Genomic DNA, 11,761 nt, shown 5'->3' on the forward strand with positions numbered 1-11,761 from the left:
TGCAAATAGTTTCTATAGTATGACCATTCATCCAAGTCCGTTTATATCTTTCGTCATAGGATAGACAGAACATGATGAAAGGGAGGATTTATATGGCGCATAAAGTGAAGGTAAGCCCAGAATTCAAAAAGCTTTGTAACCAATTTGGAAGAATATTAGGGGGCGAATCGGAGATTGAGCAAGGTCCGGTTTGTTTTGTCACGCGGATGACGAACCTTAGGGAAACCATTCTGGGAAGAAGAACGCGTTCCCCATTAGTCCAGATGCAGATGTTTTCGTTTGAATCTCTGGATAAGGCGGGACGCGCGCTTTGTTTGGGTGAGACTGCCGTACACCAAAATCAAGTAAATCGATTGATATCGAATCTTCGTAAACGTGGGATTAAAGTGACTGCGGTCCATAATCACTGGCTAAATGAAAACCCGCGGTTAATGTACATGCACTGGGAAGCCACTATGAATCCTGTTGTGTTTGCTAGAAGAACTAAAGAATCCATTGCATTCTTAGGTTAATGCAGTCGAGGGTAAAGGTGTGATTAATCATTTAATTGAAAGGAATGATACAGCATGTCTCAACAAGTTAAAGCAAGTCCCCGCTTTAGAAGACTATGTAATCAATTTTCAACCATTTTAGGTGGAACAGAGCACTCCATTACAAAAGGTCCGGTTTGTTTTGTTAGCAGAAATAGAAGAATCAAAGCAACTGTCTTAGGAAGACGTACCACATCTCCGTTGATCCGTTATCAGCTGTTCTCCTTTGAATCGCTGGATAGTTCGGGACGCGCACTCTGTTTAGGGGAAACGGCTCTCTTTCAAAACCAAGTCAATCGCTTGTTATCAAACCTTCGGAAGAATGGGATTAAAGTAACAGCTGTTCATAATCACTGGCTGTTCGAGGAACCGCGTCTGATGTATGTTCACTGGGAATCGATCGACAATCCCATTGATTTTGCAAGAAAAGTAAAACGCTCTATTGCTTTCTTAGGTTAAAAAATGCTCATTCCACTCAAATAAGCAGAGGATACCTTGATCCGAGATATGCTCCTCTCATAATAGACAGAAACAGCCACTTACTCTGTCTATTATGAGGGGATTTTTGGGATTGAAGCTGGGATGCAGCGTGCGGCAATCCATGAGTCAATTATGGCGAAATGGGGAAAAGTAACACTTTCTGGCTGGATTGGTTACTAATGCGGATCCGCCACCTTCCGATCAAAATTACTTAAAGACTCTGCTGACTAGAGCCGGCAGAGCCTATCTAACAATTTGATTTCCGATGAAAATATATCTGTCTAATGTCCCTTCCTTGGGAGAGCACTATCCTTCATTCTTATTTCTTGGATCGAATGACTTCTTCAATCGCATTCTTCATTAATTTCCCGGCCCTGTCCCAGGATAAGCGAAGCATATCCTTTCTACCTTGGCGTCCTTTTTGTTTACAAAGTCCAGGGTTTTGGTACGCTTTCCTCATGAGTTTTTTTAGAGCGTCTAGATCCGGTTCCGCCCATAGTTGTCCCTTTTGTACAAACAGGTTGCTGAACTTTTTAGAGATGGCTCTGTTCATGCCGCTTGACGTACTACGTAGTTGGTACGGAATCAGGAATGAGTTGCTGTGTGTTAGAAAATCCATTTGCCCTCCCCAACTTGTAGTGATGACCGGTACGCCGCTCGCAAGCGATTCTAGAAAAGGTAATCCAACCCCCTCGCCACGAGTTGGGAGTACGAAAACATCGCCGAGCGTATACAAACCTTTTAGCTGAGTTTCACTAAGGCGACGGCCGATAATGACAACGGGGGCTGTGTCTTTTTGAATGCCCCGTCTTTTTTTGTATTGCGCTATTTTTGCCCGGATCCATTTTTCGTTCTCATGGGCCGCATATCCGTTTGTTTTGATCACAAGCACGACGTTATCTTTAGAGGAAAACTCTTCCCAATATGCCCTGAGCAAGCCCTCCGGATTTTTGCGGTGCTGGAAGCCGAATACGGATACGAAAGTAAACCTACCTGCCGCACCCCGCAGTGACAGCTTCTTATTGTGCGGATGAAATGCCTTTGTATTTACACCATGAGGCACGACAAAAATCGGGATTTGCACACCACTATTTCTTAGCGCTCTTCTATTATGCTGGGAGGGTACACAAACGGCATCAAACTTATTGATATGGAAAATCCAGTCCTTTGGAATCTGGCTGGTTTCCCAAACGGTATTCAAAATAATAAGATCATAGATGCTGCGCACTTTTTTCCATTGAATCCTACTGGGTATGTGGTGATAAATCAGTACTTTTTTGAATGGGCTGCCTTTTTTATGCTGTGTCGAGGCTCCGATACTAACAGCAACACCTTGCCGTTTAAGTGATTGTGCATATGCTCTGCTGGCACGGCCAAGCCCGCTTGCTTTGTGTACAGGTCCCTTCCAGACGACATGATAAAGCTTCATGTGACAGCATTCCTTGTAGAAAAATGATCATCTTTGCGTTGGTGAGAAGATACAGATCTGAATCTCTTGATCAGGAAAGACTTCTTTATTGGGATAGTCATTTGCTCATCTCCATAATTCTCATATATGAATTATCATATGCCGGAGGACTAGCACTTGGAGACTCAACAGCATAGGAAAAATTCTACACAGATCGAAACATGGCACTTTGTTTAAACCATTGAGCAAGGTCTGGTTTATTTTGTCACGTGGATGACCGCTCACACCAAAATCAGGTAATTGAATTAATATCGAATCTTCGTTAAAGTAGCAGCTGTTCATAATCTGAGAAGCTAGCGGGTGAGTCCAATACATTTAATCGGGGAAGAGTATTAAAATTCGGTGTAAACAGGGATGATATTAATAAGGTTTCGGAAGGTGACCACATTGGATATATTAACGAATTTGCTGGAACATTACGGGTATAGTCTTATTTTTCTGTTCCTGTGCTTTGAAATGCTGGCCTTGCCGCTTCCCGGGGAAATGATGATGAGCTACATTGGCCTTTCAGTATATGAACAGAAGTTAAGCTGGTTTATCAGTATTGTGTCAGCAGGTGCAGGCGTTTTGACGGGAGTCACACTTTCATATTGGATTGGTTATCGGTTAGGAAGGCCATTTGTCGACCGATACGGAAAACGCGTTCATCTAACGGAAGAGCGCATGGATAAAATGGCCCTTTGGTTTGAAAAATATAGACAAGCTGCTTTTCGCAGCTTATTTCATTCCGGGCGTCCGGCATATTACAGGTTATTTTTGTGGCGTAACTCGTATACCGTTTAAGCGTTACGTTTTCTTCGCCTATACCGGCGCAATTTTCTGGGTGGGCTTGTTCATCTCCTTGGGCAAGGTGCTTGGTCCTAAATGGGAGGAGTACCATACAACGGTAAACCACTACTTGATTATCTTCGGTATCGCATCCGTACTCCTGACCGTTGTCATCTATGTATATGGCAAGTATAAGGATCAGGTAGTTGAAGCACTTATGCAGCTGCTTAAAAAGGGTGTGAACCGTTTTAACTCGTTTGGGAAGGTACGTTTTCTGCTGATCGCTTCGTTCGCCCTTTTCGTGTTGTTCTTCTCGCTGATGCTCGGCTTAATTCAGGACTTTCTTGCCCAGGAATTTGGACAATTCGATGAAATCGTGTCTTATCTGGTTGCAGCTGTGTTCGGTACGGAGTGGAGCGAGTGGATGCGTCGTTTCTCGAAGTTTGGCACCTTATATTTCTATGGGCCCTTGCTTGCTTTAACGGCGTTATGGATCATGCTCCACAGCAAGGAGAGAAAGTTAGACCTTTTCTTTCTGGCATGGGTAGTCGTTGGCGGGGAGTTTATTGATGGAATTTTACGTATAGTGTTCCATCGCCCCGGACCCGTAACGGCTGGCTTTCAGCTTTTTAATACCTTTCCGAGTGAGGAAACGTTAACTTCACTAACAATATGCGGTTTTTCAGCGTATAGCTTTCGTTATACCCGTGTGCCCATCATTTTGGGCGCGATCCTGATTTGCCTGGCGGTTGGGATCAGTCGAATTTATTTCAAGATGCAATATCCCAGTGATGTCTTTGCAGGATATGTGTTCGGCGGCGTTTGGGTCAGTCTCCATGTAATGCTTTTGGAGATTCTCCGAAAATTGCGAACAGTCAAGGGATAACACTTTATGTAAAGGAGGTAGGGAATATGGCTGTTCTGGCTATTCTGCATAATCTTCCTCTCATCGCGGCTCTCTGTGCGATTGTTGCTGCTCAGTTCATTAAGGTACCCATATATCTCATCGCGCATCGTACCTGGAACGTCAGACTTGGGTTCAGTACAGGCGGCATGCCGAGCTCGCATTCCGCAGCAGTGACTTCACTAGCCACTGCAATCGGAATCCGGAATGGTTTTCAATCCAGCGAATTTGCCATAGCGGCAATTGTGAGTGCGATTACTATGTTCGACGCTGCAGGCATTCGACGGCATGCAGGAATGCATGCCTCAATTTTGAACCAATGGGCTAAATCCATTCCGGGGATTTCATCCCAGGAAGATAGCTTATGGACCGAACTGAATGAACTGCTTGGGCACAAACCTAGCGAGGTTTTTGTCGGAGCAATATTTGGGATCTTGGTTAGTGTTGTGCTTCATAGCATCACGTTACTTTTTTAACCGCCTGAAGATATAAACTGCATTTTCATCCGAAGGGGGTAAAATTAAGGAAGATAAGTGTTCGTCTAATTCCATAGAAAAACATTGTTGGTTATAATAAGTTTCAAAATCCCCAGTATAAGTTGCATTCTTTGTTCCGATGACAATGTAAAGATCAACGGAATCTGACTGAAAGACATGCCTTTCATATGTATTTTTGGGGACAGGCCAGGAACATATAACCGCTTTTGGTTGGTACTTGTTTAGAGCCGTTTTGGAGTCCGCTTTTTCCACAAAATCCGGATATGTAATATAGTGCTTCCAACTGTAGTCGTCAGTCGCTCTACATTCAAGTAGCTGCTGTTTGTTTAAGAAAGCAGTTAAAGTACCATCTCCTGCGCCAATTTCCACGCAGCTCTTCTCACCGATTAACACTGAAAGTTCTTTGATTAATTCTTTGGAGTAGAAACAGTATATTCCCTTCTGATTAACAAGTGGCAAGAGCACTCTTTTGTTAATAATCAATCTCCAAAAAATGCGGAACACGCGTACAGATACTGGTTTTCGTTCAAAGCCTCTTCTAAACAGAAGTTTCTGCAAAATGGTTCCATCCCATAGGTTAAAACGCACGCTATTATTAGTAGTGTTGGAAGAGGCAATTACATTTAACTGTTCCAGTAAATAAAAGGCTAGACGGGCTTTTATAATATCTGGTAAAAAAACTTTGATGGTTCTTTCGTTCATTCCGCTTGTAGATATTTTATTTTTTGCAATCTTCGCGCTGTAGGTGTATTTATCGAGAATGGCTTTGATAAAGTTAGGCTTGTCGCTATTCTTCAAAGCTTTGATTTCTTGCAGGACTTCCTCCTGATAATCAGGATATAGCTTTAACAACGTTTCTACATTAATTTCATCTACTAATATTTTTCTTGCTGTTTCTCCACTGAAATTTCTCATTTTTAACCTCACTCACTAGTAAAGGATAAATAAGGGGCATCGCGCTTATTTTACCTGAAATAGAAGTGAAGTAATGTGATATAGATCGTTCTGATGATTGGAATACAATCCAATAACAGGAGGGACGAGGCTAACAGCATTTGTAGACTGGTGCTTGGTTTGTGGCTAGTCCCAAACTTCATCCGGCTCAAGTTTACGGCAGCAAAAGACGTATACGGGCGGAAAGTTAAATGGGTTAAACTTACTCTTCTCAAGTTGGAAGTTTTTAATAAGATCCCATTTCAAGTTTGGTGAAGGATGATAGGCAATAAACTGGCCATTAGGTTTGAGAGCATAGTAAATTTGATCAAGAAAATGCGCGCGTAGCACAGGTGGAAATTTAAGGAGCGGCAAGCCACTTATAATGCAATCGGCTTGCCTTGGTTCTAACGAATGCAGGCTAGAGAGAACATCTATATCTGTTTGAACTCGCTTGACAAGTAAACGAGCGATAGATTCCTGGGCTGCTCCTCCAATTATTACAAGAGCTAGGGAAGTTAAGCAATTGTCGGCGATTCACGAAATAGCGAGAGGAGAACGACGGGCGTTCTTTTTTTTGCAGAAACATATTGTGTACCTCTTTCTAGGCGGAAATCTACTGTTTTTTTCGTTTAAGTATGACCCGCACGCCTGCTAAGCTAAAACATAGTTCCCCTACTAAAATACCTCCAACAATGTCTACCGCTACGTGTTGTTTCACTAGAACAGTTGAGATCATTATAAGAACGGACATACTTGCAATCAGCCACCAAATGACTTTGCTAAATATGCGTGCTCCCCGAAGTATTAAGTAGCTGCTTAACACGTGAATACTTGGAAAACAATTGTAAGGTTGATCTGTACTGTACACTAATTCGATTAAACGATAGAGAAAACCTGGTTCATTTTGGACGTCTGGACGCTGAATTGCCGTTTGAAATAGAGCAAAGAAAAGGTACGAGATGATTAGACCCGCGCAGAGTGCAATGAAAGTTTGAAAATAGGCTTTCCTGTTCTTAAAAGCAAGAGCGACTAGCACACCTGTTATGAAGGGATACCATAATAGATAAGGGATTATAAAGACCGGTACGAAGGGGATCAGCTGCTCAAAACTCATTTCAAGACTAAAGACATGATCTCCAGCCCGATTCAAAATTCCATAGAATATATTTAAGATCGGGATGATTAAGAGCCATAAGAGAGATAACCATGCCGATCTATAAGATGGCTTTTCAAGATGAACCACGTTCTCACTCCTAAAATAGTTAATAAATTCATAATATATACAATCTCTGAAGAACTAAAGAGGAAATTACTAAAGAAATTCCAAAGATTGAACGAGAACCATCATTCTACCATCGGCAGTATCCGGTAATAGGATGTTGTTACTTGGGGGAACGGGATACTAGTCTAACGAGGTCCAAAGTGACAAACGGGAGTCGCGTGCCTGCCGGATATGCTAAATATCTCGGCTACCCTAACAAGGTGCTTCGGGAAGTATGGCTGCAGCGTCACTATTCTTTTAAAAATCCTTTGAGTATTGCAGCAACTCAGGCGCTTACGAACATGGTCAGCAGTGGCACAAAGAATTATTACAGTATCTTGACGATAACTTCAAGTTTACGGATGAGTTTCTAAGTCAATACCTGCCTGAAGCCGAATTTAAAATCCCTGAAGCCACCTACCTGGCATGGGTCAATATTAGCAAATACATTTCGGGAGAGGAAGACGTAACAGGACTCTTCGCTAGTCAGGCAGGTGTGCTTCTGGAGGATGGAAGCATGTTCGTTGATCATGGCCAGGGGTATATCCGTCTTAATCTTGCCTGTCCAAGAGCTGTTTTGAAACATTTTTGAACTGGTTCTTTCACTTAAGGAATCAATAAACGTCCGCATATTGCAGCAAAGAAGAGGGGGACGATTTCCTACAGAGACTTCTTGTAGAATTAGTGTTAGTGGCTCGTTTTTGACACCACCACGTTAATAATTTTATTTTTTAGTTAACTATACTGGTGAAAAGATGATCAGATTGAAATTCAAAATAAATTTTTTTGAATCTGTTTCAGTAAAAGACATACGACCCTAAGCGTTACCCATTCTTTTAATTACAGAAATCATTAACTCGATATTAAAAATTTGATATTATATAATCTATAGGTCATTCGAATTTCGGAAATGAATGAACCTCAGAATAGGTCGAATTCTAAATACACCCGATTATACATCACCATATTTCCTTGAAGGGGGACGCCTGTTATGGATGCGCAGTTTCTAGATTTATTGGCCCAAGAATACGATACAGAAGAGAAAGTCATAACAGAGATCATCAACCTTGAAGCGATCTCCAATCTCCCCAAGGGAACTGAGCATTATGTCAGTGATTTGCATGGAGAGTTCCAGGCTTTTCAGCATGTGCTAAGAAACGGTTCGGGTACTGTAAAAGAAAAAATCAGAGACTTATTCCGTGATGTTTGGACGGATGATGAAATCAACGATTTTGCGGCGTTAGTATATTATCCGGAAGATAAAATACAGCTGGTGAAGGCAGACCTGTCCAATAAAGAAGCCTTGAACCGATGGCATAGAGAAACGATTGAACACATGCTTAAGCTTATTTCCTATGCTTCTTCCAAGTACACTCGCTCGAAATTGCGTAAAGCTCTGCCAGAGCAGTTTGTTTATATTATAGAAGAGCTTCTATACAAGACAGATCCGACCAATAATAAGAATCCTTATTATGAGGAGATATACCGGCAAATTATCTCCTTAGGCCAGGCGGACAAGCTTATTATCGGCCTTGCTTATACGACCCAGCGCCTAGTGGTTGACCACCTTCATGTGGTCGGAGATATCTATGACCGCGGGCCTGACCCCCATAAAATTATGGACACGTTGATTAATTACCATTCTGTAGACATTCAGTGGGGGAACCATGATGTCCTGTGGATAGGTGCTTATGCGGGCTCCCAGGTCTGCCTTGCGAATATTATCCGGATCTGCGCCAGATACAACAATCTAGACATCATCGAGGACGTATACGGAATCAATCTTCGTCCACTGTTGAACTTAGCGGAGAAATACTATGATGACAATCCAGCCTTCAGACCGAAGCTGCAGGCCGACCATAACGCATCGGAGCAGGAAATCCTGCAGATTACTAAGATTCATCAAGCCATTGCCATGATCCAATTTAAGCTTGAAATCCCGATTATCAAGAGACGTCCATACTTTAATATGTCTGACAGACTTTTGCTTGAGCAGATCGATTACGACAAACATGAAATCAAGATCGGCGGAAAAGCTTACCCGATGGAAAATACCTGTTTCGCAACCGTAAATCCACAGCGACCTGAACAATTGCTTGAAGAAGAAGAGCAGGTGATGGAGAAGCTGCTGTTCTCTGTTCAGAATTCCGAAAAGCTGGCCAGACATATGAATTTTCTGATGAAAAAGGGCAGCCTTTATTTAAAATACAACGGAAACTTGTTAATCCATGGCTGTATTCCTTTGGATGAAGAAGGAAATATGGAAGAAATGCAGATTGAAGACAAGACGTATTCGGGCCGTCAGCTGCTCGATGTCTTTGAATATTATTTGCGTCACGCCTTTGCGCATCCGGAAGAGACGGATGATCTGGCTACGGATATGGTATGGTATATCTGGACAGGGAAAAGTTCCTCGCTCTTTGGAAAGAGAGAAATGACTACCTTTGAACGGTACTTTATTCAAGATAAAGAAACCCATAAGGAGAGAAAGAACTCTTATTACCATTTGCGGGAAAATGAAGAGATTTGCCGAAAAATCCTGTTGGAGTTTGATTTGAATCCGGATCATGGACATATCATTAACGGTCACACGCCAGTTAGAGAAATTCGCGGTGAGAACCCCGTTAAAGCAAACGGGAAAATGATCGTCATTGACGGCGGTTTTTCCAAAGCCTATCAATCCACTACGGGCATCGCCGGATATACCTTGTTGTATAATTCCTTTGGCATGCAGCTCGTCGCCCATAAGAAATTTAATTCAAAAGAGGATGTGTTATGTAACGGAACGGACGTATTATCTGTAAAAAGACTGGTGGACAAAGAACTGGAGCGGAAGCTGGTAAGGGAGACCAATGTCGGGGAGAAGCTTCAGCAGAAAATCTCAACTTTGAAGGATCTCCTGGAATATCGCTACATGAAATGAGACAGCAGCTATCTGGAGAATTAATTAAAAAATGGCCGACTCGATGGAGTCGGCCATTTTTTATGTGAGATTGGGAATGAGTCGTTTAGACTGTATTGAAAAGTCATATCCCATATCCAGCAAGGAACCGCACTGTATAAAATCAACTGTTTTATCCATAATAATACAGCTTGGTTTATTTAAAACTTACAGAGGAGCAGGTGGATGTGAAAAACAAATGGATACTAGCATTGCTTGTAACTTTAGTGCTTGTTTTGAGCATGACACAGGTGATAGTACCTGTGCAAGCAATGGTGGCAGAAAAGAAGGATCAGAATTGCATAAGTCCCCAAATGGTGCAGCTGAGAATGGATATGCAGAAGGTTTGGATCGATCATACGATCTGGACGAGAAGTTATATTGTCAGCGCCATCTCCAATCGTGCAGACCAGAAAGACGTATTGGACCGGCTTTTGAGAAACCAGCAAGACATTGGCAATGTGATCAAACCTTATTACGGAGAAGCCGCCGGCAATAAACTGGCTGATCTTCTAAGAGAGCATATTCTGATCGCAGGGAAAATTGTAGCAGCGGCTAAAGCTGGAAATCAGGCTGATATGAAAAAGTTAGAGGCGGATTGGCATAGAAACGCCGACGATATCGCCAAATTTTTAAGCTCGTTGAATCCGAACTGGCAGTTTAAAACGCTGCAAGATATGCTCTATACGCATCTGCAGTTAATTACGGAAATAGTCCTTAACTGTCTTAAAGGAGATTGGAAAGCTGATATTGCAGCAACCGACAAAAACGAGATCCACATGATTCATTTCGCGGACATCTTGACAGAAGGAATTATCAAACAATTCCCCGAAAAATTTTAGGTGATCACGATAAACACCGAAAAACGGAATAGCTTTTTATAATCGCCCGGGTAGGGCTGTAATGAAAACTTTTTTTAAGAAAAATTTTATTTTCTACCTCAGTTCTTTTTTAATAATTTTCTTTATCCTTCGAATATACGAAGGTAAGGAGGAAGCTGGAACATGAAGAAGTGGGTTACTTGTCTTTTAGTTTTATTGCTGCTGTGCTATGGGTATACAAAGTTTAAGACGGGTGCGAACGATCTGTCTAATAAATCTGAGGTACATACTGAAAGCACAGGTATGCCTGATTCGTCTAATCAGGCGGACGGTTCTAAAATAAAATTATCGAAGAAAATGATTTACCAAGGGGATCTGCTGCTTGTCAATAAGGACCATCCCGTACCAGACGGTCTACATCCTGAATCGGATGCAGTGAATCTGTTCAATAATCCTGAGCTTATCAACGGATTTGGTGTGCTTGATAATACGGTTTTACTATCGCCTCGGATAGTGGACAAGTTTCATACTATGATCAAGGACGCGGCACAGGAAGGAGTTGTCCATTTCTTGATCAGCAGCGGATACCGGAACGAGACTCGGCAGGAGGAACTGTATCGCACATCGGGTGCGCAATTCGCCCTGCCGGCTGGGTATAGTGAGCATAATCTCGGTTTATCAATGGATATCGGCTCCTCACAGGCGGAGATGAATCGGGCTCCGGAAGGAAAATGGCTGAAAGATAATTCTTGGAAATACGGTTTTGTTTTACGCTATCCTGAGGATAAAACAGCCGTGACAGGCATTCAATTCGAACCATGGCATTTTCGCTACGTCGGTTTGCCGCATAGCGCGATTATGTGGGAGAAAAACCTTGTTCTAGAAGAATATCTGGATTATCTGAAGCAGCAGGGTTCAGTGAGTACAACGATCGGGGAGGAAAATTATCAAGTCTTCTACTATCCGGTAAACGAAAATCGAATAATCACAGTACCGGCTCATGGCGAATATGAGATTTCCGGCAACAATCAGGACGGTGTTATCGTTACAGTTCACAAATAAGCGGGTCCAGTGATTGCTATTTCCACAGTTCATCATGTTGAAAGAGTACTTGAAATTGCAAGCGGCACTCGGTTATGCTTTCCTTGAAAGGGA

The 11,761-nt window shown here is 42.3% G+C and carries 12 protein-coding genes; 9 read left to right on the forward strand and 3 right to left on the reverse strand.

All coding sequences use genetic code 11. The annotated features are described in order from the left end of the window. The first annotated feature begins 92 nt into the window (after window positions 1-92). Window positions 93-512, forward strand: coding sequence for a DUF1259 domain-containing protein (locus DCC85_RS11125; RefSeq protein WP_108465648.1), 420 nt, complete (start codon window positions 93-95; stop codon window positions 510-512). A 54-nt stretch (window positions 513-566) separates the two neighbouring features. Further along, entirely contained in the window at window positions 567-989 is a 423-nt protein-coding gene (locus DCC85_RS11130; RefSeq protein ID WP_108465649.1) for a DUF1259 domain-containing protein, read from the forward strand. Window positions 990-1,329: 340 nt separating this feature from the next. On the opposite strand, the gene DCC85_RS11135 is transcribed toward DCC85_RS11130, so the two are convergent. Further along, window positions 1,330-2,439, reverse strand: coding sequence for a glycosyltransferase family 4 protein (locus DCC85_RS11135; RefSeq protein WP_108465650.1), 1,110 nt, complete (start codon window positions 2,437-2,439; stop codon window positions 1,330-1,332). Window positions 2,440-2,865: 426 nt separating this feature from the next. On the opposite strand from DCC85_RS11135, the gene DCC85_RS23400 reads away from it, so the two are divergent. The 3 genes from DCC85_RS23400 to DCC85_RS11145 are packed head-to-tail and all read left to right on the forward strand — an operon-like array spanning window position 2,866 to window position 4,626. After that, on the forward strand, window positions 2,866-3,261 hold the full coding sequence (locus tag DCC85_RS23400) for a DedA family protein (protein ID WP_234414432.1): 396 nt from the start codon (window positions 2,866-2,868) through the stop codon (window positions 3,259-3,261). After that, window positions 3,164-4,132 (forward strand): phosphatase PAP2 family protein, encoded by a 969-nt coding sequence (locus DCC85_RS11140; protein WP_159081851.1) that lies wholly within the window; start codon window positions 3,164-3,166, stop codon window positions 4,130-4,132. The genes DCC85_RS23400 and DCC85_RS11140 overlap by 98 nt, the downstream gene beginning before the upstream one ends. A gap of 26 nt (window positions 4,133-4,158) precedes the next feature. Next, the gene (locus DCC85_RS11145; protein WP_108465652.1) at window positions 4,159-4,626 is read left to right on the forward strand and encodes a divergent PAP2 family protein; all 468 of its coding nucleotides are present in this window, start codon (window positions 4,159-4,161) and stop codon (window positions 4,624-4,626) included. Here the strand turns inward: DCC85_RS11145 and DCC85_RS11150 are convergent. Both DCC85_RS11150 and DCC85_RS11155 read right to left on the reverse strand, forming a co-directional pair. After that, on the reverse strand, window positions 4,615-5,562 hold the full coding sequence (locus tag DCC85_RS11150; RefSeq protein WP_108465653.1) for an SAM-dependent methyltransferase: 948 nt from the start codon (window positions 5,560-5,562) through the stop codon (window positions 4,615-4,617). The genes DCC85_RS11145 and DCC85_RS11150 overlap by 12 nt on opposite strands. 634 nt (window positions 5,563-6,196) lie before the next feature. After that, a complete protein-coding gene (locus DCC85_RS11155; protein ID WP_234414467.1) occupies window positions 6,197-6,697 on the reverse strand; it encodes a phosphatase PAP2 family protein in 501 nt (166 codons plus the stop codon). Between the two features lie 308 nt (window positions 6,698-7,005). Between DCC85_RS11155 and DCC85_RS22960 the strand changes: the two genes are divergently transcribed. The 4 genes from DCC85_RS22960 to DCC85_RS11170 all read left to right on the forward strand — a co-directional run bounded on the left by DCC85_RS22960 (window position 7,006) and on the right by DCC85_RS11170 (window position 11,668). Beyond that, on the forward strand, window positions 7,006-7,218 hold the full coding sequence (locus DCC85_RS22960) for a hypothetical protein (protein WP_159081852.1): 213 nt from the start codon (window positions 7,006-7,008) through the stop codon (window positions 7,216-7,218). A gap of 617 nt (window positions 7,219-7,835) precedes the next feature. Beyond that, window positions 7,836-9,767, forward strand: coding sequence for a fructose-1,6-bisphosphatase (locus DCC85_RS11160; RefSeq protein WP_108465655.1), 1,932 nt, complete (start codon window positions 7,836-7,838; stop codon window positions 9,765-9,767). Window positions 9,768-9,973: 206 nt separating this feature from the next. After that, entirely contained in the window at window positions 9,974-10,627 is a 654-nt protein-coding gene (locus DCC85_RS11165; protein ID WP_199909998.1) for a glycosyltransferase, read from the forward strand. A gap of 162 nt (window positions 10,628-10,789) precedes the next feature. Then, entirely contained in the window at window positions 10,790-11,668 is an 879-nt protein-coding gene (locus tag DCC85_RS11170; protein ID WP_108465657.1) for a M15 family metallopeptidase, read from the forward strand. Window positions 11,669-11,761: the final 93 nt, after the last annotated feature.

The organism is Paenibacillus sp. CAA11 (assembly GCF_003060825.1).
In the GTDB taxonomy this organism is placed as follows: Bacteria; Bacillota; Bacilli; order Paenibacillales; family Paenibacillaceae; genus Fontibacillus.